The following is a 26,756-nucleotide window of genomic DNA, read 5'->3' on the forward strand; positions in this document are numbered from 1 at the left end:
TCGGTGAAGGTGGCCCGAGGGAATCCCGCCGCGGACAAGGCACTCCGCCGTTCGCCGCCAGTCCCGGATGGCCCGGCCAGCGGAAGCGGGCTCGGGAGCACACCCAGACAGTTGGGCTGTCATGCGTCATCTCGCGGTATCCCGTATCCGGGGGTGAGGATTCCGGCTGGGTCGAACCGTGCCCGCAGGGCTTGGCGGCTAGGCCATTGCTGGCCGAAGTGGGCCCGCCAGCAGGCCGGTTGCGTCGGCACCGCGTTGATCGGGTAGACGGCGCCGCCGAGGGCGACGGCCGCGTCGCGCGTCGCCCGGTTCGCCTCGACGAGCGCCGCCGCGCCGGCGGGGTCGTCGGCACGGCCGCCGCGCAAAACCGACAGGACCCACACGGGGCCTGGTCCGGCCGGCATCGGGATCGGYGTGGGCGACCCGTCGGCGTGGCCGGGGCGGACGGGAAACAGCAGGCCAACCAGCCGGAGTTCAGCCGGTCCGGTGAGCCCCAGGGGGGCGGGACCGCCGAATACCGATGTGGCCAGCGTGGACACGGTTGCGTCGGGCATGAGCACGGTGAGCCAGGCGTGCGGTTGGAACCACTCCCCGTTTGCCCGCGCTGCCGCCTCCGCCGGGGCCATCCGATGGACGAAGTCCCGGTAGGAGCGGACCTCGGCCTGCCGGCCGGTCCGGGTCCCGGTTCCGGCAGCAGAGCCGGTCGCCGTGCCGGGGGCATGATCGTGGTCGGAGCGGGGGTCGTACTCGTACACGGCGGTTTCGACGGCGTACTGCCACCTGTCTGATGCGGCCAGCAGCACATGTCCCTGAAGAAAGTCGGGTCCGTCGTCGGCCGCGAGCTGTCGCAGTACGGCGAGGCAGTCGTCGAGGCTGTGGTGCGTTCGCAGCCCGTAGTGCACCCGACGTGGCGCCGGCACCGTGCGAAGCGTGGCATCGACGATCAGGCCGCACTGGCCGAGCCCACCGAGCACCCCGTGGAACAGGCTCCGGTCACGGGTGGGCGAGCAGGTCAGGAGCTGTCCGGTCCCGGTGACGACGGACAGTTCCTCGACGTTGTCGATCTGCAGGCCGTGGCGGTGGCTGGCGCCGCCGATCCCGCCGACGCTCAGGGTGCCGCCGACCGAGGTGTCCACCACGTCGGTGAGTACCGGTACGGCCCGGCTGCGCCCGAGCGCCGCATCGACGACGTCCGCCCAGCGCGCGCCGGCCTGTGCGCGGATCGTGTTCGCGGTCACGCCATCAACCCGGTTCAGCCTGGACATATCGACGACGAGGCCGTCCGCCGCCTGCGCCTGCCCGTACACCGAGTGTCCGCGGCCGCGAGCGGTGAGGGTGCACCCCATGTCGAGGGCCAGCCGGACAACCCGCACGACATCGGTCACGCTCGCGGCCCGGAGCACAGCCCGGGGACGATGGTGGACGAGATGGCCGAAGTCGTCGGCTGCCCAGCGAAGGCTTGCGTCGTCGCGGGTGAGGACCCCGTCGAACGATGGCGCGGCGGCTGGCGGAGCTGGGGGACGTAGGGCGGCGTAGGCGCGCAGCCGGGGCTGGTCCGGCCGGCCCGGTTGATCGGGCCGGCCGGAGTCGTCGGACCCGCCGGGTTGGTCGAGGTCGATGCGCAGGGCAAGAATCGACGGGTCCGTTGCCGCGATGTGAGGCACCGGCCGTAGCGTCAACCGGTCGCCGGGGCCGATGCAGCCGCCCAGGACCGCGTCCGCCAGCAGATGGTGCAGGTGCACCAGCGCGCGGGACGCGGGGACACGTGCGGTCGCGATCTCCACGACCAGTTCCCGGCATGGCCGGGGCGCGGCGTTGGGCCCTTGCGGGAGGTCGATACACCGCGCTGCCTGGTCGGCGGCCAGCGGGCGTGACGCTTCGAAGGTGCGCAGCAGCCGGCACAGGCCGGTGTGTGCCGTTGCGGGGGCCGGCCCCCTCCAGGCGTAGGGTCCGGCGACATGGTCGAACGTGAACCGTTCGCGCAGGTTCGCGGGGTTGCCTGCCAGGAAGATCGTCATCGTGAGGGACCGTTGCCAGGCCGCTGCCTGGTCTGACGGCAGGGCGAGCAGGAACTCGCAGGCCGCGCGTGCCCAGGCGGCGAGGTCGAGGCGGCCGAGGACGGCGACGGCCCGCACCGGTGGGTCGTCCGGCGCTGTGCGCACCGCCTCTCGCGCGGCGAGCAGGCCGGTGATGCTGTCCAGGTCGAAGCGGGGTGCCAGGTCCGGGCGGGCCGCGCGGAAGCGGGCGGCGGCTCTCGCGCGCAGCAGTGCCTGCACGTCGCCGGCCGGCGGCGCGTCGCCAGTCACAGGTACGCCTCGGACAGCAGTTGCCTGGCCGGCGCGGGCCGTCGCCGGCCGAAGGCGTGGGAGGTCAGGCGGTAGGGATCGATGTACAGGTGCCGGCCGCGGTGTTGTTCGAGCAGTTCGATCAGTTCGGACCGGCCCGGCGGGCCGGCTGGTTCGACACCGTGCCCCGGGGCCGGGCCGCCGCTGTTCTCGCACAGCCGTTCGGCGCGTGCGACGCAGTGGCGCAGCAGGTCCTCGCGCAGCGACTGCTCCGGCCCGGGGCCGAGGACGGCGATGAAGTACAGCCGGAACCCGAGCCGCACGGCGTCCGGTGTGTGGTCCGTGGACAGCGACGCGAGCAGGGTGGCCGCGTCGTGGCCGCGCCAGTCGCCCTGCCGGGCGGAGCTCAGCACGCCGTCGATCGGGACGCGGCCGATGGTGTAGCGGCGCACGGTGGCCCCGGCCATCTCGAGCACGTGGGACAGCAGGCGGTAGTCGGCGTCGAGTTCGGGATCGTGGGCCAGCACGATCTCGTCGTGATCGCCGGCCAGTGGCAGTAGCTCGCGCAGGGCGCAGGCCAGGTAGTTGGGTCGGCCGTCGGCGGCGATGATCTGGCGCAGCGGCTGGCCGAACCGGGTCAGGTCCAGGTGCACGGGGCCGCCGTGGGCGCGCAGGTCGACCAGAACGCCCAGCTCGGCGAGCCGGTCGAGCACCGTGGCCAGATCCGCCCCGGGAGGCACATGGGCCAGCAGGCCCGGATCGTGCATTCCCAGTATCCGGTACTGGGTCTGCCAGGCCCGCAGCACGCGGACACTGGCCGGGTGGACCCAACCGTGCTCCGCCGCGTCGGCATATGGGCGCAGCGCCTCGGCGGTGGGCCGGCGGCCGTCCGCACGGTAGGCGACGTAGAGCTCCCCCACGTCCACTTCGGACATGGCGGCATAGTCGTCGTCGCCGCGGGTGCGGTCGAGGTACTCCCAGAAGCCCAGGGTCTGTTCCGTCTGGTGGTAGGTCGTGTGGCTGCACCGGAGGATGACGTCGGCGAGCGGCACCGTCGCCCGGTACATCACGTCGATCCACAGCAGGAACTTGAGGTGACTGGGCGTAAGCGGCTTCGTGGGCGTCACGGTGACCGGGGCGAGCAGGACCCGCGGCCGGCCGGCCGCGGGGCCGCCCGCCTGCGCCGGCATGGGGAGCCGCCCGACCGCCGTCTCGGTGGACGTGGTCATGTCAGCGGCGGCGGCCGTGGACGTAGAACAGCCGGTGCACGCCTCGCGCCGACGGCGGCGGCACCGGGTCGGACCACCGTCCGTAGCCGGCGGCGGCGCCCATACCCGGCTGGTCCGCGCGCACGGCGAACCCGTGCTTGGTGAACAGCGGTTCGGGCTCGTCGGTGCCGAACACGAGCGGGCAGCCCCAGCGGTCGAACAGGTCCAGCAGCGGGCGCATGCGCACGTCGGCGAACGTCCCGGCGCCGATGAGGTCGGCGGCGATCCGGCTGCCCGGGGCCATCAGGGCCGCGACCCGGTCCAGCAGGCGGTGCAGGCCCGGTTCGGGGACGTAGTAGAGCAGGCCCTCGAACAGCCAGGTGGAAGGCAGTGCCGGGTCGTAGCCGGCGGCGCGCAGGTCAGCCTCCCAGGTGTCGCCGACCAGGTCGGTGGCAACGGTCCGATGGTCGACACGGGGAGTTCGCCCCACCATGCGCGCCTGCTTGTAGTCGAGCACCGCGGGGCGGTCCACCTCGAAGTAGCGGATCCGCGCCGGCCAAGGCAGGCGCCACGCCCGCGAGTCCACTCCGGCCGGCGCGAGGACTACCTGGCGCATGTCCGGATCCTCGGCCGCCGAACGCAGGAAGTCGTCGAACAGCCGGGTTCGGATGACGAAGTAGTCGGCGGTCATCGGCACCGAGCGCGTGGCCCCGGCCGGCTGGATGACCTCGAGCATCTCGGCGAACAGCTCCGCGCCGGCCGCGCCGGCGAGGTGGGCCGCGTAGGGATCCTCGAACAGCGGGTCGTCGCTGCGAGTCTCGGCCGCGCGCAGCGCCGCGGCGATCAGCGCCGTGCGTTCGACGGGGGCGAGTACACAGTGATCGGACATGTCCCTCTCCGTTCCTGCGGCGAAGGTCTCCACGGCGCTGGCGTCGTCCCCGCGGCGTGTCCCGCCACGCGGCGGGACACGCCGCGGATCAGTGGCGGTGACCGTGGACGTAGAACAGCCGATGCACCCCGTCCCGCGGGGAGGTCGGCACCGGGTCGGCCCAACGGCGGTAGCCGGCCGTCTCGCCGGCGCCGGGATGGATGGCCCGCACTGTGAGCCCGTGCTCGCGGAACAGCGCTTCCGGGTCGTCGCTGCCGAACCGGAACGGGCATCCCCATCGGGCGAAGACGTCCAGCAGGGGGCGCATCCGCGGGTCGGTCAGACAGGCAGCACTGGGGATGTCCGCCGCGACCTGGCTGCCCGGCGTCATGACCGCCGCGGCCCGGTCCAGGAGCCGGTGGGTGTCGTTGCCGGGAATGTAGTAGAGCAGGCCCTCGAACAGCCAGGTGGAGGGCAGCGCCGGGTCATAGCCGGCGGCAAGCAGGTCGTCCTCCCAGGCGTCGCCGACCAGGTCGGTCGGGACGAGTCGATGATCGACCTGCGGCTGCGCCCCGCCGAGCCGGGACCGCTTGTAGTCGAGCACCGCCGGGCGGTCCACCTCGAAGTAGCGGACCCGCTCCGGCCAGCGCAGCCGATAGGCGCGGGAATCCATCCCGGCGGGCGCGAGCACGACCTGGCTGATCGGCTCCGTGGTCACCGCCCGCTGCAGGAGGTCGTCGAACAAGCGGGTACGGATGGAGTTGTAGTCGGGAGTGATGGGTACCGTCCGTTTCCCGGACGGGGGAAACGTGGCAGCCAGGACCTCCGCCAGCAGGTCGGGGCCGAGCTCCCCGGCGAGCGCGGCGGCGTAGGGATCGGCGAACAGGCGGTCGGCACGCCCAGTCTCCCGGGCTCGCAGCGCGGCGGTGAGCAGCGCGGTGCGCTCGACCGCACCGAGATCGATCTGCTGGGTCACGATGCCCTCCCCAACTCCCCGTGGGACTCCCGCGTGCCGGCCGTCCCGAGCAGCCGGCGCCACCCATCGGCGTCCGGCCGGAACAGGCGGTCCTTGACCTGTGTGGGCCGCGTACCTGCGCGCACGGTGTCGAGCCACTCCCGCGCGAACGTGGCCGGGGCGAGCAGCCGCACCATGGGGGCGCCCAGCCGGCCTGCCGCCCGGGTGGCGCGGTAGCGGGGGCTGTGCGCGCTCAGCGCGGCGTCGAGCCGGTGCGTGAACACGGCCGTCTCGGCGTCCGTCCATGATCCTTCCGGTTCGACCGCGAAGGTGTAATGGACGGTGCCCGCGCCTGGCGGTCCGGTCYGCACTGGTCGTTCCAAGTCCGCGTCCGGCCTCGCAACGGCCGTCGTCCCGGCGCCTGGGCCCGGCCGGGAACCGAATTCTGCCTGGTCGGGCCGGCAGGCCACGTTGCGCACGGCCAGGCCGCCGGCGGCGAGCGCATCCCCGAGGGCCCGGACGACCTGGGCCTCGCGCAGCCGCTCCCCGACAGCGTCCGACGGGTTCCTGCGCCCGGCGTACTCGACCCGCGGCACCCCACCGACGCGGTCGACGACTCTGACGACGTCGCCGACCGCGTATCGGTACAGCCCGCCGACGTGGCTGAACAGCACGTGGTAGTCGCGGCCAGGGTCGAGCTCGTGCGCCAGCAGGGTCTCGCTGTCGGGCTCGAGGCCGAGCTCGGCATCGACGAACTCCAGCACGGAGGCGGTCGGCACCAGGCTGCCCGCCGTGCGATGGCGATCGAGCGGCACGCCGACCGGCCCCTCCGACGCGCCCACCGGCGCCGGCAGCACGCTCACGCCGGCCCCGTACTCCTCCCGCAGCCGAGGCAGGTACAGCGCGGCCACGCCGGTGGTCCAGCACAGGATGACCGTCAGGTCCGGCCACACGTGCGCCGGGCGCACCGGGTCGAAGTACCTGGCCAGCGCCTCCAGCTCCGCGGCCCGCCGCGGGTTCGGCGAGCCGTGCGGGCGCCCGCCGAGAGTGCCGTCGCGCACCTCCCGGACGATGCGCGGCCACCACGTCCGCAGCTGATAGGGAAGCGCGGCGACCATGGCGGGATTGAAGGTGATGACGCCGCGCAGGCGCTCGTTCTCCACCGCCAGGCGCAGGCGCAGGTACGCCCGTTCACAGTGGTCGTCCTCGGCGACGGCGGCAGGCAGGGCCGCCCAGGGCGCTGCCGTGCCGGGTTCGGCGGACAACGGCTCGCCGAACCGCGCGCCGATGTCGACCTGGCTACTGCCCACGTGCGGGCGGCCCGAGGCGGTGGTGGGCGGCACGGCACGCAGGTCCTGTTTGAGGTTGAGCAGCGCGTCCGGCCGGGCGACGGCGTCCCAGAAGTGCCCGACCAGCGGCGCCCACATGGCGTGGTAAAAGGGCATGAAGACGGTGCGCATGAACTCGCCCGTCACCGGGATCTTCTTGTGGGATCCGGTCGTGCCGCTGCTGGTGAAATAGACAACGGGATCGTCCGCGGTGAGAAGTCCGGACTCCCCGCCGGCGGTCCGCTCGATCCAGGGCGCGAGCGCCGCATAGTCGTGGATCGGCACTTCCCGCCGGAACTCGGCGAGGGTACGGATCCGGCCGAACGAGTACTTCCGGCCGAACTCGGTGTCGGCGTTGAACATCAGCAGGTGACGCAGCACCTCGTCCTGGCAGCGGGCGAAACGCGCGCCCGCGGCCTGCAGGCCGGCCCGTTCGGCCATGACCCGCGCACGGTAGCGGCGCAATCGGTCGGGATGCGCCCACTCGCGTGTGGCGACATTCGGTGATTCCCCGTTCATCGGCGGTTTCCGCCCATTCTCGTCGGGGGATCCTCCGGTGACCGCCATGCGTCCTCGACGATGCGCCGGACGGCGGCGGCAAGCGCCGTAGGGCCGCTGTGGCCCTGGCTGTCGAGCACGGTGACGGGCACCGATCCCACCTCGTCCAGCATCATCTTCGCAAGCTCCCGCTGATATTCCTCGAACGCAGCCCGGCCGACGCCGCCGCGACATTCAAGGCGGTGCGTTCCCGCCGCGCCGCCGGCCCGCTCCCAGGCAGTGCTGGGATCGACATCGAGATAGATGATCCGGTCTGGCTGCGGGAAGCTTCTCCACCAGTCGAACATGGGATGTTGCCAGGCGCCGGCGAGCCGGCATTTTGCCAGCGTCTTGTAGTAGTACGAGTCGACCAGAACCGGCTGGCCGGGTGGGGCCTGGCGGATCCGGTCCCGCAGGTAGACGATGACCGTCTGGGCCATGGACGTGAGGAGATCGGCGGAGTATTCCGCGCCGAGACCTGCCCCGACGTCGGCGATGATGCCATGCCGTACGCGGGAGATCAGGGCGTGCTCCGGAGGAAGGTGGTCATCGTCCGCGGAGACAAGCAGGCCGCGGAAGCCGGCGGACCGCAGCTCGTTCAGGACGGTGGATTTCCCAGCATGGTCTGGGCCCAGCAGGACGCAGAAATTCTCCGGTTCGCGCGACATCGGTTACCTGCGTTCCGCGGCGATGACGAGATAGTCGATGCTGCGCTCGCGGTAACCCTCGAGGAACGGTGCCTCCACGCCGGTGCGCAGCGACGACTGTTCCCGCAGCTCCCAGTAAGGAATCGCCGCCTCGGTGTGCCGCGCGACGTGGAAGGGGACCAGCCCGTGGGCGGCGAGCGCGGTGAAGTAGGCACTGCGCGGGTGCATGGCGCAGCGGTAGTGCGCGTCGATCTTCCGGGAGGCTGGTGACCGGGGGTCGACGGCGTCGTTGCGGCACCAGGTGACCGCCACGTAGCGTCCGCCGGGGCGCAGCAGCCGGGCGAACTCGCCGAACACCTCGTCGATGTCCACACACATTGTGGTCTCGTTGGAGACGATCGCGTCGAACGACTGGTCGGGGAACGGCGTATGGGCCATGTTCGCGAAGTGGAAGCGGACCCGGTCCGCCCATCCGCGGCGGCGCGCGATCCGCTCGGCGAAATCGATGTGGTGGCCGCAGTAGTTCACTCCGTCCACGCGGCAGCCGAAGCGTTCGGCAATCATGAAGGACGTTCCGCCCCGCCCGGAACCGGCGTCCATGACGCGGGAATGTGACGGCAGCCCGCCGAGCGCGTCGAGGATGATCTCGGTCTCCCGGTTCTCCATGGTGTGGAGCTCGCGCAGGATCAGTTCCTCGCGCCGCTCCGGCGGTGCGTCGAGAATCGCGTGGTCGTAGTCGCCGATGCCGTAGTGATGATGGTATAGATCGTCTCCGCCACCGAGCCGAAGATTGATGTCGTCGGATTTCTTGCTCTCCCAGTAGCCGCGCTGCGCCGAGTCGTGGCGGCCGAGGACGGTGGTGTCCCTGTCGGCCAGCTCAACATTCACCATGTCCGCTGCTCCTCCACCCGGAAGGGCCGACGGGCCCCTGCGTCCGTATCCGATCCGTCCGCCGCGGCACGTTCGGCCGCGACGACCAGGTAGTTCAGCGTCTCGTTCCGGTAGCCGTCGAGAAACGCCTCCTCGACGCCCGTGCGAAGCTGGGAGTGGCTGCGCAGCTCCCAGTACGGCATCGCCTTTCCGGTGTAACGCTCGACGTGGACGGGTGCCAGGCCGTTGTCGGATAGCGCCCGAAAGTAGGTGCTGCGCCGGTGCATCTGGCAGACGTAGTGCTGGTCGATGTGCCGCGACGCGGCAGAACGCGGGTCCACGGTGTCGTTGCGGCACCAGGTCGCCATGACGTACCGGCCGCCCGGCCGCAGGAGCCGGGCGAACTCGCGCAGCAGTTCGTCCGCGCCGGCGTACATCGTGGTCTCGTTCGAGACGACCGCGTCGAACGAGGCGTCCGGAAACCCGGTGCGGACCATGTTCCCGTAGCGGAACCGGACCCGGTCGTCCCACCCTCGTCGCCGCGCGATCTGTTCCGCGAACGCGATGTGATGCTCGCAGAAGTTGATCCCGACCACCTGGGTGCTTAGCCGTTGTGCGATCATGAAGGCGGTCCCGCCCCGCCCGGATCCGGCGTCCAGCACACGCGCGCCCCGAGGGAGCTCGCCGAGTGCCCGGATGACGAGATCGACCTGGTCGTTCTCCATCCGGTGYAGCTCCCGCAGAATCAGTTCCTCGCGGCGCTGGCGTGGGGCGTCGAGAACGCCGCGGTCGAAGTCGCCGATGGCATAGTGGTGATGGTAGAGGTCGTCCTCGGCTCCCAACCGCAGGTTGATATCGTCGGAGGTCTTGGCATCCCAGTGGCTCTTCAGCGTCCGTTCGTACTCGTTGCGGACGCAGGGGGCATTCGTCATCGTCGAGGAAGCCTTCCGCTCGGTTCCCAGGCGGGCCGCCGAGTCGTGAATTCAGCGGCCGGCTGGGAACGCCCGGGCATCACAGTCGACCGAAGTACCTGCTTCCCGTGACCGACAGGTCGCTGGAAAAGAAGAACTCGCGAACTCCCCAGAGGAACTCGGCGCGCGAGATCCGGCCGTCGCCGTCCATGTCATGTCCGGTGAACGCCTCGATCGCATCCGGCGCCGCGATCCGCCACACTCCGCGCAGGAAGCGGTCGAAATCGGCCTGCGTGATCTGGTCGTCGCGATCGCCGTCGATCACGTCGAAGATCGCGCCCGGAACTCCCGCCACCATGTCAAGCCGGCTGGTGTCGAGACTCAGGGACCGGTTGGCCGTGACAAACTCGGGCATTGTGAGCCAGTCGGGTGTGCGGGGGCGGCCATGCCGCAGGAACTCCCGCCACAGTGACCGGTACGCGTCGAGCAGCGCCACGCCACGCGGGTCTGCCGCGGGCACGCCGAACACCTCCAGGTGTCTGCGGACGAGGTCCTGGTAGTCCGGCCAGCCGACCTGGCCGTCGCGATCCGCGTCGAGAGCGAGGAAGACCTGCTGGATCTTCAGGTCGACAGGATCAGGGGGCGCCTGGGTCACGACACCTCCATCCTCCGGAAAACCATTCGAGGAATCCGGAAAGATCTGGTGGGGCAAAGTCGGCGGTCACTCAAGGTACAGATCTCCGGGTCGATCCGAACCGTCGCTGTGGAACTCACGGACCGACGTGACGAACTCGTGCCGGCTGACGAGTCCGTCGGCATCCCGGTCCATCGCGGTGAAGGCGCGTTGTCCGGTGCCGGCAGGTATCTGCCACACCTCGAGAAAACGTGCGAAGTCGGTGCGGTCGATCGCGTCGTCCCCGTCAGAATCCATGAGATCGAAGATTGCCTGGGGGACGTTTTCCAGCAGGTCGAACCGGCTGGTGTCCGCGCTCGCGGCGGCCACAGCGGCGGGGAACTCCTCCGCCGCCAGGCGCGGCCGACCACCCACCTGCCGGCGCAGGTGGAGCCACTCCATCTCGTAGGCAGCCCGCAGCCCCCGACCGGGCAGACTGTCCGCGTTGACGCTGAATACAGCAAGATACCGATCGACGAGACGCTGCAGGTCGGACCATTCCAGGAACCCGTCTCCGTCGATGTCCAGGGTTCGGAACACCTGATCGAGACGGTTCGTTGCGCAGGAGACGGCCGCCACGTCGAGACCTCCGGTTCTGTGGCTGCCCGGTGCCTGCCGGGGCCGGGCGCTGATGTTGCCGACTCGCCGGCGGCGCGACCCGCGGGCGCAGGGCGGGCGCATTCTATGGCCGGCGGCTACCGGGACCGGTCGCCGCGCACGTKGCCGTCGAGGGCTTTCGCGGGCCTACACACGCCCGAAGTAGAAACTGCCGGGCACTTCCGGGTCGTAGGAGTAGAAGAACTCCCGCCACGAGCGGATGAATTCGTGCCGGCTGATCGAGCCGTCCCCGTCGATGTCCAGCCGGTTGAAGACCTCGAGCCCCGTCTTCGGATCGATTTTCCAGACCTGAAGATACCTGCTGAACTCCTCTTTGCTGATGCCCCCGTCCCCGTTGCGGTCGATCACGTCGAAGATCGCGTGCGGGATCCCCTCGACCAGATTGAAGCGGCTCGTGTCCACGATCAGGGAATGGAGCGCCGCAATGTAGTCATCCCTGTCCAGCCGGTCATTGCCGCCGGCGTGGCGCCGGAGTTCGAACCAGTACATGAGGTGAGCCGCCCGCAGGGCCTGGGCCTCACGCGAGTCACGGTCGAGCCCGAAACCGGACACGTACCGGTCCACGATCCGCTCGTAGTCGCTCCACTCGATGACCCCGTCGTTATTGGTGTCCGTCGCCTCGAACAGCCTCTCGAGGCGAGCGTCCTGCGGCCTGGTCGCCGTGGTGGCCATGGCATACCCCTTTCGCGAGGGAAATGGGCGTTTCGCGAGGGAAATGGGCGGAGGAGGTCCCGGAACACATCTTGCCGACGCCCTCCGGGTGGCTCCGTGTTATGAAGTCTAGTCGAGAGGAAGGCGGCCGCAAGTCGCTGGTCACCGTTATCGGGTCACCCGGCGAGTATTCAACATTAAACCCTCGCCGGGGGTGAGAACGCGGGACGACACGTTCTCGGTTGATCGCGAAATTCCTTCTGTTTCGGATTTCGGTGGCGGACTACCGTGCCTGTCGTACCCCGAGCGGCGCGATCACGAAACTGGGGCCAGCCCCGTCGGTCAGGTGATGTAGATCGTCCGCGGCGGGCCGTCCTGCTCGTGATTCGCGGTCCTTACCGGGACGGGATAAGCGCGCGGCCGCTGATCGGCTATCTGTGTGTCGAGGTGGCTTCTGGGCTGGTTGGCGGGCTGGCCTGGTGGGTGAGCGCGTTGGCGATCAGGGTGCTGATGGCGGCGGTTCCGGTGGCGTTGGGGTGGTAGGGGGTTCCGGTGGCGTTGGAGCCGTCGGCCCAGCGGTCAGCGGGTCTGGGCGCAGATGTCGTGTCCGCCGCTGGCGGTGTAGGCGTCGACGAGCGGGACGCGGGCGTCGGCCGCGGCAAGGGCGTCGACCTGGACGGGGTGATTGCCCTGAGGTGTGGTGAGCAGGTTGGTGACGGTGGCGCCGCCGCAAGTGACGTCGACGTGGTCATCCGAACCCGTGCACGAGCCGCCGCTGATCCCCCGGTGGATGTTCGATGAGATGAACGCCCGGCGGCGGGCGCGTCGCGGCTCCCGTGACGGCAACGAACCGAACATCCATCCGGCGACCCTGCGCACCTATCTGTTCCGGGGGATGGTCCTGTGCGCCTGCGAACGGCGGATGTGGGGGGAGTACCGCCGGCCCGGCAACATCGTCTATTACACCTGCTGGCCCCGGGCGAACAACCGGGGACGCGAGGACAGACTCGCCGGGCATCCGAAAACCGTCCGTATCCGCGAGGACGTCCTGCTCGACGCGRTCGCTGACTTCTACGCCGAGCGGGTCTTCGGCCCCGACCGGATGGCCCTGCTGGCCGCGGACCTCGCCATGGTCGACGACCGGGYCGCCCACGAACGCACCGCCACCCGTGACCGCCTGCGGCGAAAGATCACCGATCTGGTCCGGCGGCAGGACAACCTGCTGCGCCAGGCCCAGACAGCTGACCCGGACGACCCGTTCACCCAGGGACTGCGCCGAACCTACAACGATCTTGATGTTGAACGTCGCGCCGCTGTCGACGCCATTGTCGATCTTGATGCGGCCGTTGTGCCGGATCCCGCACGGCCCGGGCCGGACAGCCTCGCGCTCCTCGAGGCTCTGCCGTATCTGCGGCTCAGCCTCGATCGTGCACCGGAGCGGTTGCAGCGGCATCTCTTTGAGATCACGCAGCTCATCGTCCACGTCCATCCCGACACGCAGGAGGTAGCCATAATGATCAAAATTCCGGCGGGTGAACTCGAACGGATCGGAACCCTCGCGCAGGGAGCCGCCGACACTCCGGGACTCGACACAACAGTCGCCGGAGCTCCGGTTTCCCGTGTGGATGCTATACGTGCCCCCGGCGGGGCACAGCGAGGAAGAGAAGATGTTCCATGCCCCTCGAGCGGATTGTTGACCTTGGCTGGGCCGCTCCACCTGCCCTGACTAGTGCCGTATCCGTCGAGGTTTGCCCTGTTCTGAGCGCCACGCCGGGCGGAGCCCCGCATCCGTGTGCTCGTGGGCTTGAGGATCGGCGTTGTGGCGGAGCGGGTGCGGGTCCGGGAGATTGATCCGGACGAGGGGCGGCGGCTGTTGAGGATCGTGCGGCGGTCGTCGGGGTCGGTGGCGACGGGCCCAGATGGTGCGTTGACAGGAACAATCCGGTGAGCTGGCCGTTGCGGTGCGGGTTGGTCGCACGCATGCCGGAGACCATCTCCCGTGCCTGCGGGCTGTGCCGCGGGACGGCTGCCGATATCGCTGGAACAGGCGTGGCCCTCGACAGGAAAGGCGCGATGCGGTAAATGTCTGTACGTGACGGGGGTAGAGGAAATACGTGATGATCTGGCGCGCCTGCTGGGCCGCTGCGAGACGTGGCTGGAKACGCTCGGAAACCAGGATGACGCCCCGCAGGACGTCGACGAGCTGGCCGCCGACGTCGCCCGCGTGTGCAGCCTTCGCACCCGCGCCCTGTCCACCCTGCTCAACGTCGGCATGCTTGGCCGCCAGTCGGCCGGGAAGAGCTTTCTGATCAGCGGACTGCAGGGCCGCTTGGAGTACTGGCTGGTAGATGACGACGATGACGAGGGCGAGTACACCGGCATACTGCCGTCGTCGGCGAATCCGACCACCGCCTGCCCGTCCACCGTCGTTCCGGTCGGTGACGACCCGTCTGTCAACGCTTCCGGGCGCGGCCTGCTGCGCGTCAAGTTCGACGACTCTGACTGGGTCGAGATAGGCACCGACCTGCCGCCCGCCGTCGTCGCCTCGTACGGCGCGGCCGATGGGAAGGTGACCGACCGCCGCCGCGAGCACATCAACCGCCGGGTCCTGGAGATCGAGGTGCTCATCTCCGATGCCCTTCTGCCGGCCAAGCTGTTCGACCTGCCCGGCTCCGAGTCCCCTGACGGGGACCATGACCTCATCATGCGCGGCGCCTGGGCGGAGGCCGACTGCTTCATCTACGTCACTCAGGCGACATCGGCGCTGACGGTCAACGAGCTCGCCCTCATCCGTGACCTGTACGCCCACCACCTGCAGACCGGGAAGCGTGTGCTGTGGGTGCTCACCGGCATCGACCGCGCCACTCAACGGGAGCACGGCCAGGCCGCGTGGCGCAACGTACAGGCGACGAACAACGACTATCTGCGCACACACTTCGCCGACGCGGGCGGCGGCCTTGCCGCGTTCGTCGGCGAAGGATTCCTGCCAGTCTCCGCGGCCTGGGAGGCGAAGGCCACCGCCGAGGAGGCGAACGGGAACGCGACGAGAAATCTCAGGCAACGCAGTGGGATGGACGTGCTGCGCGACCGGCTGCGCCAGCTTGTCGAATCCGGCGCCGGGGACCGTCATCTCGTCCAGGTCGCCGACGAAACGAGACGGCTGGTCCGCCGCCGGCACCGGCCGATCCGGGACATCGTCGACGCCCATCAGGTTTCCGTCGACGAGCTGGCCGCTCAGCAAGCCGCGGTCGCCGAGCGGCTGGAGCGTGCGGCGAGCTCCGCGGAAAGCATGCGCACGGAGCTGGCCGACGAACTGGAACGCGGTATCCGCGCCGGGCAGCGCCCGTTCGCGGATCTCGCGCAGGAACTGCACCGCGGGCTCGATCAGCTGATCGACGAGGGAAAGCTGGACGTCGAGCACGTCCACGAGATCGACATCCGCCAGGTTCAGACCTACACGCAGTGGATGGTCGGCCCCGATGGCCCGGCCACCGTCTGGCAGCGTCAGCTGGAGCAGCTCGACGCCAAGGGCCGCACTTTGCTGCGGCTGGCTTTGGGCGACGACGCCACCGGCTCCCAGCTCGTCTCCCCGGAACCGCTCGACAGCCGTCTTCCGCCCCCGCCCGCGGACGCGCGGGGAGCCATGTCCGTCTACAGCCTCGTGCAGATCGCCGCCGGAACGGTCACCGTAGCCGGTCCCTTGGCAGGCGGAGCAGCCGCGCTGATGACCAGCCTCAGCCTCGCCTCTATTGCGCTTCCGGTCGGTGCCGCCGTCGCGGCCGCAATCGGCATTGCCAAGATCACGAATGTGCTCAAGGAACGGGAATCAGTGATCCAGAAGGCCCGCAACGAGCGCAAGCGGATGATCGACGAGCAGGCGAAGCAGGCCCGGGCGGATTTCGTCGAGGCGGCCCGGAGCCAGGGGCAGATACTGATCGACGCGGTCGAGGAGCACCTCGAACAGCACAGAGCCCGGCTCCATGCGACCCTGGCTCAGATCATGGATCGCGTCGACGCCGAGGATACTGTCGCCAGTCGTGAGCTGGTCACCAGGCTCGCCCCCATCGAGCAGACCGGCCGCGAGATCATAGGGGAACTGCGGGATCTGGCCGACCGCCCGTAAGGCGGTTCCGCCAGGGCGACACCGCCCCGGCCGGGCAGGTCGGCCGGCCCCGGTCGAAGTCCAGGATGAACGCGGTCTTGGCGTACCGGCCGGTGGTGTCACGCACCCGCCAGGCCTTGCAGAAGATCGCCAGGTTGGGGTCGCGGCCGCGGACCAGGGTCGAGGACAGGTAGGCCCGATCGATGTGCAGCTCGGCCACGAACGCCTCCACCGCCGCCAGGGCGGCCAGCGCCACCCCCCGGGCGTGTCCCGCTGGCCCGGGTCGTCCCAGTCGGCGTCCGACGTGGCTTGCAGGCTGTGGACCCCGCCGGCGCCGGTGCCCCGGCCTGGCCGGCCAGGACCCGGGTTCCCTCGGTCTGCCCCACCCCTGCGAGACCGCGATCACACCCAGGGCCTTGCGCAGGGCGTGTCCCAGCATGTTCGGGGTGTCCTCCACCCGGCCGGCACCCCACGGCGGACTGGAGCCCAGCGCCGCGCGTGACGCCCGCGGCCCGAAGCCCTTCGTCTCCGTGGCGACCTCGATGGTGCGTTCGATCAGCCGCCGATCCCACCCAGCGTTGATCATCTGGGTGCGGAAGCCGACCAGGGTGCCCTTGGGAAACGGCGGCCGGTCGGCGTCCAGGCAGTCCAGCACCAGCTGCCAGCGCCGGTCCGTCACACAGGCCTCGATCACTTCGTCGTCGGAGACACCGGTATAGGCCTGCAGGATCAGCGCCAACGCCAGCTGCGCGGATGGGACCGGCGGCTGCCCTTGGGGACTGTCGCGGTAGACCCCGGCAAGCTCGGCCTGGAACGCCTCGTCGAACAGCTCATAGCGATACCGAGGCAGGAACACGAACAGCTTCGCCCGCCGTACCAGACGCATCACCGTCTGCTCCGCAACGGAGGGCTCCAGCAGCGGAGTCCACACCCCAGGACGTACCCGACAGCACCTCCCGATCAAGGCAGGCACCCGGCGCCCACCGACCGGCGCTGTCTACCACAGGCCACATACGGCTACTTGACCGGCGCGCTAGGTCAGAGGGTATAGGCGTACACCTGCAGGTGGAACATGTAGCCGGCGGCGGCATGGCCCCAGCCTGGGTTTCCGGGGCAGACGCCGTTCGGGTCATAGCCGTCGAAGTAGAGCGAGCTGCACTTGTAGCAGAACCGCCAGTCGGTCTGGAAGCCGCTCGGAACCGGGTTGCGGTCGTGGAGGAGAAGGTACTGGGGCCCGGTCGCCAGGTGGGTGGAGCCGCCGCGGCCGGCGCATACGCCGGGGAAGTCGTGGTAGTAGAGGACGCTGCAGTACTGGCACATCTGCCAGTCGCTCTGCTGGTACTCCGTCTCGCCAGCATGGTGGTCAGTGCTGTTGGTGAAGGGCACTCCGAAGGTCCAGCCCTGAACCCTGTGCGAGAAGCCCGCGGGGCATCGGTTCTGGACCGGCGAAGGGTACCGGACCAGGCCGTGGCACCTGTTGCAGAAACGCCAGTCAGTCTGCCACGTCCCCGACGCCGCGGCGGGTGTGGCGAGCATGGCGGTGGTGGCGGCGGTGGCGGTGGCAGTCGCCAGGCCCAGCCCGGCTGCCAGGATGYCCCGCCGTGAGACGGCGGCCGACGGTTCGTTCATGGTCATCGTGCGTCACCTTCGAGTTCGTGYACGCTCAGGCGCGCCTGTGGTGACCGCATCGTGCGYGGCGCGGTTGCCGCCGCGTATCCGTGCTGGTACTGAACCTGGGCCGCCCGCCCGGTCAGGATGGCGACAGCACAGCGCGCTTCTCGGTCCCACCCGGCCCGCGGCCGGCAGCCGCGCCCCGCGGGCGGGCGAGATCCGGGCGCGTTGGTGCGAGGGTCAGGATGGGTCGGGGCCGGTGGCGAGGACCTCGGCGGGGGTGATGGAGGGAAGGTCGTGGGCGGCACCGACCGGGGCAGGTGATCCGGCCGGCGTGGGTGTTGTGGTCGCGGGCCAGCGCCGGGTCGCGGCGCAGGGGCAGACCTGGGTACGACCCTTGCCGAGCGGTTCGGGGGGCCGAACCGCTCGGCAAGCCGGGCCGTGGTCCGCGAACGCCGCGACCAGCGCGCGTTCGAGCGTGTCGCGCACGGATGGCTCCGGACTTCGCCGGGCGAGTTCGCTACGCCGGTAGGAGGCGTGTTCGGAACAGCTCGAGGACCTGGTCGAGTGCCGCCCGTGTCGGCTGGCCGGGCTCGTCGATGAGGTGTTCGGTGACGACGGAGTGTGGCTTCATCCTGGCCTCGGGGTTGGCGCTGCTGTCGTCGAGATCGATGGCGACGAAGGCGTCGCCCAGCTGCTCCCGCAGGAACTGGAAGCGCTCAGCCGGTGAGAGGGTGTCGCCCCGGAAGCGCAGGCCGAGCACCTGCAGGCCCTCCGCCGCGCACCGTCCCCTGACCACGTCGAGGTCGGCGGCGGAACAGTCGATGGCCCTCTTTCTGGCCTTGGTGAAGGGAAACGGCAGGGACGGCTCCGCCAGCACTGGAGCGATCAGGCTGGGGTGCGTCGCCATTGCCAGCGCGAACCCGCCGGTGAAGCACATGCCAATGGCGCCGACACCGGGCCCGCCGCAGCGTGCGTGCTCGTCCGCGGCGAGGGCACGCAGCCACGAGACCACAGGTGACGTGCGGCTCGTCGCCCAGACGGTGAACTCCCGGCTGACGCAGGCTGGAACAGCCGACGACAGCCCGTACCGCAACGAGCCCAGCCTGCCGGCGGCGAGCGGGTCCTTGCCGGGGACGCCGAACAGGTGCGGCATCACCGCGGTGCAGCCGATGTCGATGACCCGGCGGGCGAACGTGGCCACCTTCGGTGTGATACCCGGCAGCTCCGCGATCACGATCACGGCCGGGCCCGTGCCGGCTCGGTACACCGTCCGGGTCCTGCCGTCGTGGGTGAAGTCCTTCATCTCGAAATCGGCGAGACTGTCGTCGGCCATGGCGGACAGTCAAGCAGAACGTTCATGCTCCAGTGAGACCGGCGCGTCCCCGCAGTTCGCGACTTGGAGTGACCGTCATGTGGGTGACGTGAGACGCCTGGTGGGCCTGGTGCGTTCACCGGTTTCTTGATCAGAAAAGGCGGGCGGATGCGCCGACACCCTGCCCGTTCGCTGATCCCCGCCTCGGAGTTCACCGGCTTCCGGTTCCCACCGGAAGTGACCGTGCTGGCGGCCCCTGATACCTCCGCTACAACCTGTCGTACTGGGACGCCAACGAACTCCTGCGGGAACAGGGCGCCTGCTGTCCCGCTTGCGCTGCCGTGTGGGCAATCTTGGCGGTTTGCCGGGCTACGCGTGCCGCGGCTGGATCGCCGACGCCGAGGATGGCGGCCGTCGCTCAGACGAGCCGGGGACGCTCTCGGCGCCCGTCCTCAGCATGCTCAGGGAACCCGGGGCAGTTCACTTCTGAACGAGGACGAGGGCCCACTCGGGCGCCGGCAACGCGTCCTGACGGCGCGGATACCGCCTGCCGAGCGGGCGACCACCACTGCCACACCGGCCACCGCGGGCGGGATCACCTTCCTCAACATCGAGGACGAGACAGGGATGGTGAACGTGATCTGCACGCTCGGGCTGTGGCAGGGCTACCACCGGGTCGCCCGCGCCAGCCCGGCGCTGCTGATCCGTGGTGTGGTGGAGAAGGCGGACGGCGTGGTCAGCCTGCTCGCCGACCGGCTCGAGGCGCTCCCGATGCGCATCACCGCGAAGTCGCGGGACTTCCGGTGAAGCACTCAGGCGGTCGCGCGGCGCAGCACCAGCCAGCCGGCTCCGCCGAGCGCCAGCGCGAACATCAGCGGATACGCGGTGAACAGCGTGAGCGAAGGCTGGCCACCGAGGAAGCTCCCGATCGAGGGCCACCAGTTCTGCGTCTTCCCCAGCACGCCCACCGCGGCGAGCAGCGCGACGCTGCCGAAAATGGCGAGGTAGATCCCGGTGTGACGCCAGCGCTGGAACACCACACCCGCCAGCACCCCGATCGCGGACACCGCGACCAGCGGTCCACTGTAGACAAGCCACAGCGCGAGCGGGTTGCCGTGGCCCAGCACGTCCAGCCCGAAGATCCGCGCCTCCCGTCCCCAGCCGCCGGTCAGCCGCTCGACGATGTCGAACGCCACCAGCCCGAGCCCGAGGAGCAGCGCCTGGCCGAGGACGACCAGTGCGGTGGCCGCGGCGAACGCCCGGCGGGTGACGCCGAGCCCCAGCGTGAAGGGGAACACCTCCGTGCCCCAGCCCAGCAGCGGCATCGCGGCCAGCGCGAGCAACGGGTAGCCCAGCAGTGCGGGCCAGTGGACGAGCTGGATCCGGACGACGTCGAGCACGCGGGACATCAGGACTCCTTCCCGGCGGAGACCGGCCGGCCGTGGCGTTGGGTGGTGCGGACGACCAGTTGCTGCAACGAGACCGGCTCGAAGTCCAGCCCGGGTTCGAGCAGGTCGCTGACCTCGTCGATCAGGTGCGTGGAGAGCACGACCGTGCGCGGGTGCTCGGCGTAGTCGGCCAGCAGCCGGTCGTAGAACAGCTGCCGCGCGACGGCGTCGAGGCCGAGGTAGGGCTCGTCGAACAGGGTCAGCGGGGCCCGCGAAGCCAGTCCGATGATCACCCCGACCGCGGACAGCTGCCCACGCGAGAGCCTGCGGAGCAGCCGGTTGACCGGCACCGCAAAGTCCGCCAGCAGCGACGCGGCGAACGCCGGATCCCAGTGCGGGTAAAGCAGTTCCGCGGCCCGCAGCGCGTGCTTGACCCGGAACTTGTCCGGGTAGTGCTGGCTTTCCTTGATGAAGCACATCCGGGAAAGCACGTCGGCGTTCTCGTACGGGTGCTGCCCGAAGACCGCCACCTCCCCGCCGGTCTCGAACGCCTGCCCGGTGAGGATCCGCATCACCGTCGTCTTCCCGGCCCCGTTGCGGCCCAGCAGGCCGTGGATCGTGTTCTCGGCCAGCTCGAGGCTCACGCCGTCGAGCGCGGCGACATCGCCGTAGCGCTTGGTCACCCCGGCCATCCGCACCACGTTCATCGCTTGTGCTCCCAGGCCTCGATCAGTTTCTTGATCTCCTCGGCACCCATGCCGAGCTTGTCCGCCTCCGCCATGAGCGGGGTGAGGTACTGCCGCGTGAAGTTCTCGCGCCGGCGTTCCAGCAGTTGCGCGCGGGCGTCGGCGGCGACGAACATGCCGATCCCTCGTCTCTTGTAGAGGATCCCGTCGGCGACGAGCTGGTTGATGCCCTTCGCCGCGGTCGCCGGGTTGATGCGGTGGAAGGCCGCGAGCTCGTTGGTGGAGGGCACCTGCGTGTCCGCGGCCAGGCTGCCGTCGACGATCGAGTTCTCGATCTGCTCGGCGATCTGCAGGAACAGCGGCCGCCCGTCGTCCTTCACGCCGACCACCGCATACTGCGGTTCATCGGTTCATTACTCATGTAACTAACCATGGAGGCTGGCGGCCGGTCTGTCAAGCTCCAAGCCGGGAAGTTAAGAATCTTGTGGTCGGTGTCGAGCGCCTGCATGGTCAGCATGCAAGGGCATAGGTTGCGGGGCCGGTCTTGTGGATCAGGCCGCGATGGGCCCACTGGGACATCTGGACGCGGAAGCTGTTGATGTTCGTGACGTCGAGGCGGCGGGCGACGTCGCGGGCGTGCCAGGATCTGCCGGGGTGGCTGCTGAGTACAGCGAGCATGAGCGTCACCCGGCCGCCGGGGTCCTCGACAACGTGGCCGTCGTCCGCACCGTTGTCCTCGCTGTCGGGTTCCCACGTCGCGCTGTGGATCGGCTCGTTGGCTTCATCGGTTGCTGGCGGTTTGGCGTGCTTCATGGTGGCGGCAGGACTGGTCCGGTCGTGGATGGTGTCAGGAAGGTGTTGCTGTCGAAGCCCCGGTCGATCAGCACCAGGTAGCGGGCATGACCTGCGGTTTCCTGTCGGCCGGTTGGTGGTGGAGGGGAGTTTTTCACTCGCTGTGCTGGGCGGTGGGGTCTGATGGCGGGCGCGGCGGTAAGGCGGACATCGCGTCTTCTGCTTCTGCCGGCCCTCATGACCTGCCACCGATGCGATGGGTGTTCAAGTCGGTGGGGGGATTCGACCCATTCGTACATGATCGGCCTTCATGAGGTCTTCGACCTCACACTCGTGGGCACGGCACATGGCGGATACCAATGATCTACAACCACACGTCGGCCGTATCAGCCGGCGAGAAGCAGCCGGACGTAGTCGTGATGCCGGTGAACGCCGTGGCATCTGTTTCTCCACTACATCACGACGGACAGCGGATCACCCTCCACGCGGTCACCGTCCTGATCGCCAGCGTCGTCGCGTTGAGCTTCCTGTTCGGGCTGGGCAACGTCTGGGCGCTGGGTATCCGGCTCGGTGTCCCCGCCTACATCGCCCCGCTGGTCGCACCAGCAGTTGATCTCTCCGTTGTCGCRCTGCTCCTCGCGACCCGCCAGCTCGCTTTGGGCGGCGCCAGCCGAGAGCAGATCCAGCCCGCCCAGCGTCTGCTGATCTTCTGCAGTCTTGTCACTCTCGCGCTGAATACTGCGGAGCCGATCATCGAAGGGTACTACGGCCGCGCCGCCTTCGACGCTGTGGGTTGCTGTCTGCTTATCGGCTGGTCCCACATCGGCCCCGAACTCCTTCAATCTCTACAGGCCACCGCCGGCAGGGAACCGGCGCACCCGCCGGCTCCCCGGAGCCGAACCGTGACCACAGCGGATCACGCCGGCCGGCAGGATCCGCTGACGGCAGACCACCCGATGCCACACCCCCGGCAAGCGACCGAGACCGAACCCCGCAGACGGCAGAAGCGAGCCTCCGACCAGGACCTTCTCGACCGAGCCCGCGCCGAGGACGCCCTCCACTGGCAGACCCACCACCGTCCGATTTCCGCCGAAACCCTCCGCAAACGCCTCCATGTCGGTGCCCGCACCGCCCGCGGCCTTGTCGCGCAGCTACGAACCGGAAGCAACCCTCGACCTGATTCCGCAGCAGAGCTCGATCACGCCGACAGCGGTTCCGAATCCCTACCAGCCACCGTGTAACCGCAGCGGCCACCSCCAGCAGGCGGAAGGCCGCGCACCGGTGACGGTGACGGCATCAGTCCACCGGAATAAGCGGATCACCAATGACAGGCCCTGACGTACGCTGTCCGGTTCTCCAGCGGACGGAAAGGATCCACCTGTGATCGTTAAAATGCTCGACGAGCTGCGTCAGGTCGACGACCGCACCCTGCGGTTCACCCCGATGGGCCTGTCTCCCGGCGGACAGATGAGCCCGGAGGACGCAGCCGAGTTCCAGCAGCAGGTGGTCGCCCAGTTCGAACTCGTTCCACAGGTCACCGAGAGCACCCGCAACAGCTTCGACGACCTCCGCAAAGCCTTCGCCTACGGGCTGTTCTGCTACGAGATCTTCACTCTGGTCAACGACCGCGCCCTGCTGGTGCTGGAACAGGCCCTCCGTGACCGGTTCATTGAGTATTACAAGGGAACCGTTACATTCGTCGACCCGAAGAACGGCTGCCTTCATGACGCGGATGTCGGCAGCTACCAGGAACTACACGATGTCATCCGCAAGAATCGCTCCCGAAAGCTACTGATCAGCGATGGACAGAGCATCAAATTCAACGGCATGCTGAGCGGCCTGTATAGCTGGGCGCGGCGGATGGGCATGCTACGCGGACAGCACAACCGTGCCGTCGAACAGGCGATCGCCAGCCTGCGCAACATGACCGCCCACCCAGCCGGCTACCATCTGATCAGCCCGGTCGACGCCGCCGGGACACTCAGCGACCTCGCTGAAATCATCAACCATCTCTGGGGTGTGGCCACCCCGGGCGGACGTCTGTACCCCGCCCCCATCCGGCGCGAAATCGTCGTCCTGGTGTGGAATACCGCCGGCACGCAGTTATGGATAGCGCTGGCTGACGGGTTGTCCGACGCTCTGGATCCCGATGACCAGCCGTGGCAGTGCATCATCGTGCGTGCCGTTTTCCGTCCCGTCCAGCACATTACTGATCATGGCCTACGGGAATTCGATTCCCGGTACGAGGTGACCAGCTATCCARCCGACCTGCTCTGGGGGCCAGGGTCGATCACCGACGCCACCGGCTGGTACGCCGAGCACCGGCCCGAACCCGACGACTGCGACTACCTTGACCGGATCTTCGTAGTCCGCCACGACGGCACCGACCTGTACCTGCCGATGCGGCCCTCGGTGGCCGCAGCCCTACCGGAGACGAGCCGGTCCGGTCGCTGGTATGCCGTCAAGGCAGATCATCCGAACGATGCCTACCAGCACGTCCACACTCTCATCACCGGTGCTGGCTGCGCGCGACGTGGACCGTGTACGCAGTGCCACGCAGAGACCCTTGCCATCGGCCGCTACGAGGAGATCGAGACAGTCGTGTGTGACCCGACGGTTCCAGCGTCGCCACTGCCCCCGGATATCGCGACGCCGTGGGCGCACCCGCGTGTCCGCTTCGTAGCGCCGTCGACGTAGAGAATCTTGCTGGGGGTGCGCATGGGGRGGTATGACCGGCTGACCACGTACCTACAGGCTGCGGAGGATCATGGTCGACGCACGGTGGAGTTGGGGTTCGACCAAATTGAGGAGATCCTCGGATGCCCACTGCCGGCATCGTCGGACCAGCGGCAGTGGTGGGCGAACTCCAACCACTGCCAGGCTCTTGCCTGGATAAGCGGGCCGTCAAAAACATGCCCCGACGACCGCATCCTGCGGTTCACCTCGATGGGTCTGTCTCCTGRCTGGCAGATGAGCCCGGAGGACGTAGCCGTGAGTTTCAGCAGCAGGCGGTCTCGTCCAGTTCGAGTCAGGTCAGGATCCGATCAGTTACAGCACACAACCTTCGATCCATATCATCCTCCTCTGGTTGCTGTGGGTTCTGTCGTGGTGCAATCGGGTTATGTCCGTACCCGGAGAATCCGCGGTTCCTTCCGTGGAGGGGTGTTCCTGCGCGGGGGAACTCGCCGATCTGCGGGTGGAGATCGCGGCGTTGCGCGCCGAGGTGGCCCGGCTGGCCGCGGTAGTCGAGGGCCGTCCGCCGCAGACCGCCGGCGTTCCGGTGCCCGCTGTTCCCGGGCCGATGCCGGCGGGGGCGCGGGTGGACGTGGAACGTGTCGCCGCCGAGCGGGTGGCCCTGTTCCGGTCGTTGTTCGTCGGCCGTGACGATGTGTATGCCAGCCGGTGGGAACGCGACGGACGTCAGGGCTGGTCTCCCGCTCTCGACCGGGAACCGGGGCAGAGCTGGGAGGAGGCGAAGAAGGCCAGACGGTACCGGCCGCTGACCGACGCGGTGATCCGCGATCATCTGTCCGGCGCGGCGACGATCGGGTTGTACCCGATGCTGGCCGATGACACCTGCCGGCTGCTGGTCTGCGACTTCGACGGCGCCGACTGGCAGCTCGATGCCCAGGCCTACGCCCAGGCCGCCCAGGCGGCCGGTGTGCCGGCAGCGGTGGAGATCTCCCGTTCCGGTCAGGGCGCACATGTATGGATCTTCTTCGAGGAGTTGGTGCCGGCGTTGGACGCGCGGGCGGTCGGGTTCGGATTGCTCCGCGAGGCGATGGCTGTGCGCGGCGGTCTCGGCCTTGACAGCTACGACCGGTTCTTTCCCGCTCAGGACCATCTTCCCGCCGCCGGGGAAGGGCTGGGCAACCTGATCGCGTTGCCGTTGCAGAAGGAACGCCGCGCCCACCAGACGACCATCTTCGTCGACCCGGACACCTTCATCCCCATGGACGATCAGTGGGGGTTTCTCGCTGGTCTGGGGCGTCTCTCCCGCGCCGAGGTGCAGCGTCTGGCCGTGGACATGCGGCCGGTCACGGTCGGCCCGGACACCCGCTGGTTTCGTCCCGCGCTGGCACACGAGCCGGCACCGCCGCCGACGATCCACGCCGAGTGGGCCGGGATGCTCGCCGTGCGACGGGCCGGCCTGCCGCCGTCGCTGCTGGCGACCCTCAAACACGCCGCGTCCCTGGCGAACCCGGCGTTCTACAAGAACGAGAACCTGCGGATCTCGAACTGGAACACCCCGCGGTTCATCCGCTGCTACGTCGAGGATCTGGAGTTCCTCTACCTGCCCCGGGCCATGACCGGCAAGGCTGCCGACCTTGTCCGTGACGCCGGCAGCCGGCTGAAGATCACTGACCGTCGCGCCGACCCACCCTCCCTCGAGGTCGCGTTCACCGGCACGCTACGTGACGCCCAACCGGCCGCGGTCGCGGCCCTCGCCCACCACGACCTCGGTGTTCTGGAGGCCCCACCCGGATCAGGCAAGACGGTCATGGGCTGCGCGCTGATCGCCCACCACCACACCCCCACCCTGATCATGGTCGATCGGGCGCCCCTGATGGACCAGCGGCGAGACCGCCTCACCGCCTACCTGAACATCACAGCGGACCGGATCGGGCGGATCGGCGGCGGGAAGACCAAACCGACCGGGGTCATCGACCTGGCCATGATGCAGACCCCGGCCCGGATGGACGACGCCCCCGAACGGCTACCCGCCTACGGGCTGGTGATCGTCGACGAGGCCCACCATGCCGGCGCCCCCACCGTGGAGAAGGCCGTTCGCCGGATCCCCGCCCGCCGCTGGATCGGGCTGACCGCCACCGCCTACCGCCGTGACGGCCTCGGGCCGGTCATCTTCATGCACTGCGGGCCCAAACGCCACGTCATCCCCATCGTCGACCCCGCCGCCCCCGGGCCGGTGGCTCGCGTCGTGCACCTCCACCGCACCGACTTCACCCTTCCCGACGACGCCGACACCACCAGGCCCGGTGCGATCACCTCCGTCGTCTTCACCGCCCTCACCGAGAACACCACCCGCAACCAGATGATCTGCGCGGATGTCCACACCGCTGTGACCGCCGGCCGGAACTGCCTCGTCCTTACCCGGCGGACCGCGCACGTCGACGCCCTCGCCGACCTGCCGAGACGTTCGGGCAGCACGGCTTGATCTTTCTTTCTGCGAGGTCCTTACCTATTTTCTCCCGGTAGTGGTGGGACGGTCAGCGCATGGTGAGTRCAGCCTCCCCGAGGGAGTTGGAGCGGGACCAGCCCGGTGGGATCGCTCCGGCGCTGCTTGACCTTG

25 protein-coding genes and 1 pseudogene are annotated in these 26,756 nt (G+C 69.2%); 6 read left to right on the forward strand and 20 right to left on the reverse strand.

The annotated features are described in order from the left end of the window. Positions 1 to 119 precede the first annotated feature (119 nt). From BL254_RS13340 to BL254_RS27060, 12 genes are all read right to left on the reverse strand, one after another. A complete protein-coding gene (locus BL254_RS13340) occupies positions 120 to 2,306 on the reverse strand; it encodes a DUF6182 family protein (protein ID WP_052914757.1) in 2,187 nt (728 codons plus the stop codon). Beyond that, on the reverse strand, positions 2,303 to 3,514 hold the full coding sequence (locus tag BL254_RS13345; protein ID WP_200902472.1) for a hypothetical protein: 1,212 nt from the start codon (positions 3,512 to 3,514) through the stop codon (positions 2,303 to 2,305). Before BL254_RS13345 ends, BL254_RS13340 begins: the two co-directional genes overlap by 4 nt. 1 nt (position 3,515) lies before the next feature. Continuing rightward, positions 3,516 to 4,382 (reverse strand): SAM-dependent methyltransferase, encoded by an 867-nt coding sequence (locus BL254_RS13350; RefSeq protein ID WP_047224022.1) that lies wholly within the window; start codon positions 4,380 to 4,382, stop codon positions 3,516 to 3,518. Positions 4,383 to 4,470: 88 nt separating this feature from the next. Then, complete coding sequence (locus BL254_RS13355) at positions 4,471 to 5,337, reverse strand: SAM-dependent methyltransferase (protein WP_047223955.1); 867 nt, start codon at positions 5,335 to 5,337, stop codon at positions 4,471 to 4,473. After that, the gene (locus tag BL254_RS13360; protein ID WP_076843457.1) at positions 5,334 to 7,163 is read right to left on the reverse strand and encodes a GH3 auxin-responsive promoter family protein; all 1,830 of its coding nucleotides are present in this window, start codon (positions 7,161 to 7,163) and stop codon (positions 5,334 to 5,336) included. Before BL254_RS13360 ends, BL254_RS13355 begins: the two co-directional genes overlap by 4 nt. Beyond that, positions 7,160 to 7,849: a hypothetical protein gene (locus BL254_RS13365; protein WP_047223954.1), complete on the reverse strand. Its 690-nt coding sequence runs from the start codon at positions 7,847 to 7,849 to the stop codon at positions 7,160 to 7,162. Before BL254_RS13365 ends, BL254_RS13360 begins: the two co-directional genes overlap by 4 nt. Before the next feature lie 3 nt (positions 7,850 to 7,852). Beyond that, positions 7,853 to 8,719: a cyclopropane-fatty-acyl-phospholipid synthase family protein gene (locus BL254_RS13370; RefSeq protein ID WP_076843458.1), complete on the reverse strand. Its 867-nt coding sequence runs from the start codon at positions 8,717 to 8,719 to the stop codon at positions 7,853 to 7,855. Then, positions 8,713 to 9,630 carry a cyclopropane-fatty-acyl-phospholipid synthase family protein gene (locus BL254_RS13375; RefSeq protein WP_083731054.1) on the reverse strand — a complete coding sequence of 306 codons (918 nt, stop codon included), beginning with the start codon at positions 9,628 to 9,630 and terminating at the stop codon, positions 8,713 to 8,715. Before BL254_RS13375 ends, BL254_RS13370 begins: the two co-directional genes overlap by 7 nt. 79 nt (positions 9,631 to 9,709) lie before the next feature. Beyond that, positions 9,710 to 10,264, reverse strand: coding sequence for an EF-hand domain-containing protein (locus BL254_RS13380; RefSeq protein WP_047223953.1), 555 nt, complete (start codon positions 10,262 to 10,264; stop codon positions 9,710 to 9,712). 66 nt (positions 10,265 to 10,330) lie between these two features. Next, positions 10,331 to 10,861, reverse strand: a complete 531-nt coding sequence (locus BL254_RS13385; protein WP_047223952.1) for an EF-hand domain-containing protein — start codon at positions 10,859 to 10,861, stop codon at positions 10,331 to 10,333. 165 nt (positions 10,862 to 11,026) lie between these two features. Further along, a complete protein-coding gene (locus BL254_RS13390) occupies positions 11,027 to 11,572 on the reverse strand; it encodes an EF-hand domain-containing protein (RefSeq protein WP_047223951.1) in 546 nt (181 codons plus the stop codon). A 558-nt stretch (positions 11,573 to 12,130) separates the two neighbouring features. Continuing rightward, the gene (locus BL254_RS27060) at positions 12,131 to 12,397 is read right to left on the reverse strand and encodes a hypothetical protein (protein WP_076843459.1); all 267 of its coding nucleotides are present in this window, start codon (positions 12,395 to 12,397) and stop codon (positions 12,131 to 12,133) included. On the opposite strand from BL254_RS27060, the gene BL254_RS13400 reads away from it, so the two are divergent. Both BL254_RS13400 and BL254_RS13410 read left to right on the forward strand, forming a co-directional pair. After that, positions 12,354 to 13,277 carry a zinc ribbon domain-containing protein gene (locus BL254_RS13400; RefSeq protein WP_076843460.1) on the forward strand — a complete coding sequence of 308 codons (924 nt, stop codon included), beginning with the start codon at positions 12,354 to 12,356 and terminating at the stop codon, positions 13,275 to 13,277. The two genes, BL254_RS27060 and BL254_RS13400, sit on opposite strands and share 44 nt — an antisense overlap. Before the next feature lie 366 nt (positions 13,278 to 13,643). Then, positions 13,644 to 15,674, forward strand: a complete 2,031-nt coding sequence (locus BL254_RS13410; RefSeq protein WP_076843461.1) for a hypothetical protein — start codon at positions 13,644 to 13,646, stop codon at positions 15,672 to 15,674. Here BL254_RS13410 and BL254_RS13415 read toward each other — a convergent pair. The 4 genes from BL254_RS13415 to BL254_RS13430 form a co-directional block, all read right to left on the reverse strand. Further along, the gene (locus BL254_RS13415) at positions 15,637 to 16,539 is read right to left on the reverse strand and encodes a transposase (protein WP_139342299.1); all 903 of its coding nucleotides are present in this window, start codon (positions 16,537 to 16,539) and stop codon (positions 15,637 to 15,639) included. The two genes, BL254_RS13410 and BL254_RS13415, sit on opposite strands and share 38 nt — an antisense overlap. 152 nt (positions 16,540 to 16,691) lie before the next feature. Further along, complete coding sequence (locus BL254_RS13420) at positions 16,692 to 17,288, reverse strand: hypothetical protein (protein WP_254858101.1); 597 nt, start codon at positions 17,286 to 17,288, stop codon at positions 16,692 to 16,694. A gap of 216 nt (positions 17,289 to 17,504) precedes the next feature. Beyond that, positions 17,505 to 17,753, reverse strand: coding sequence for a hypothetical protein (locus BL254_RS13425; protein WP_047223949.1), 249 nt, complete (start codon positions 17,751 to 17,753; stop codon positions 17,505 to 17,507). Between the two features lie 31 nt (positions 17,754 to 17,784). After that, positions 17,785 to 18,600 (reverse strand): dienelactone hydrolase family protein, encoded by an 816-nt coding sequence (locus BL254_RS13430; protein ID WP_047223948.1) that lies wholly within the window; start codon positions 18,598 to 18,600, stop codon positions 17,785 to 17,787. Positions 18,601 to 19,149: 549 nt separating this feature from the next. On the opposite strand from BL254_RS13430, the pseudogene BL254_RS29435 reads away from it, so the two are divergent. After that, positions 19,150 to 19,386: pseudogene (locus BL254_RS29435) on the forward strand (hypothetical protein); the annotation flags it as partial. 5 nt (positions 19,387 to 19,391) lie between these two features. Here the strand turns inward: BL254_RS29435 and BL254_RS13440 are convergent. The 4 genes from BL254_RS13440 to BL254_RS13455 all read right to left on the reverse strand — a co-directional run bounded on the left by BL254_RS13440 (position 19,392) and on the right by BL254_RS13455 (position 21,466). Beyond that, positions 19,392 to 19,988 carry a hypothetical protein gene (locus BL254_RS13440; RefSeq protein WP_047223946.1) on the reverse strand — a complete coding sequence of 199 codons (597 nt, stop codon included), beginning with the start codon at positions 19,986 to 19,988 and terminating at the stop codon, positions 19,392 to 19,394. Next, entirely contained in the window at positions 19,988 to 20,674 is a 687-nt protein-coding gene (locus tag BL254_RS13445) for an ATP-binding cassette domain-containing protein (protein WP_047223945.1), read from the reverse strand. Before BL254_RS13445 ends, BL254_RS13440 begins: the two co-directional genes overlap by 1 nt. After that, complete coding sequence (locus BL254_RS13450; RefSeq protein WP_083731056.1) at positions 20,671 to 21,042, reverse strand: GntR family transcriptional regulator; 372 nt, start codon at positions 21,040 to 21,042, stop codon at positions 20,671 to 20,673. Before BL254_RS13450 ends, BL254_RS13445 begins: the two co-directional genes overlap by 4 nt. Positions 21,043 to 21,163: 121 nt before the next feature. Then, positions 21,164 to 21,466: a hypothetical protein gene (locus tag BL254_RS13455; protein WP_047223944.1), complete on the reverse strand. Its 303-nt coding sequence runs from the start codon at positions 21,464 to 21,466 to the stop codon at positions 21,164 to 21,166. A 413-nt stretch (positions 21,467 to 21,879) separates the two neighbouring features. Here BL254_RS13455 and BL254_RS13460 point away from each other — a divergent pair, with 413 nt between their 5' ends. The 3 genes from BL254_RS13460 (at position 21,880) to BL254_RS13470 (ending at position 26,621) form a co-directional block, all read left to right on the forward strand. After that, on the forward strand, positions 21,880 to 22,686 hold the full coding sequence (locus BL254_RS13460) for a hypothetical protein (protein WP_047224015.1): 807 nt from the start codon (positions 21,880 to 21,882) through the stop codon (positions 22,684 to 22,686). A 139-nt stretch (positions 22,687 to 22,825) separates the two neighbouring features. Next, complete coding sequence (locus tag BL254_RS13465; RefSeq protein WP_139342300.1) at positions 22,826 to 24,142, forward strand: hypothetical protein; 1,317 nt, start codon at positions 22,826 to 22,828, stop codon at positions 24,140 to 24,142. 457 nt (positions 24,143 to 24,599) lie between these two features. Beyond that, positions 24,600 to 26,621, forward strand: a complete 2,022-nt coding sequence (locus BL254_RS13470) for a TOTE conflict system archaeo-eukaryotic primase domain-containing protein (RefSeq protein WP_052914752.1) — start codon at positions 24,600 to 24,602, stop codon at positions 26,619 to 26,621. Positions 26,622 to 26,756 lie beyond the last annotated feature (135 nt).

This window comes from Protofrankia sp. BMG5.30, from assembly GCF_001983005.1.
Lineage (GTDB): Bacteria > Actinomycetota > Actinomycetes > Frankiales > Frankiaceae > Protofrankia > Protofrankia coriariae.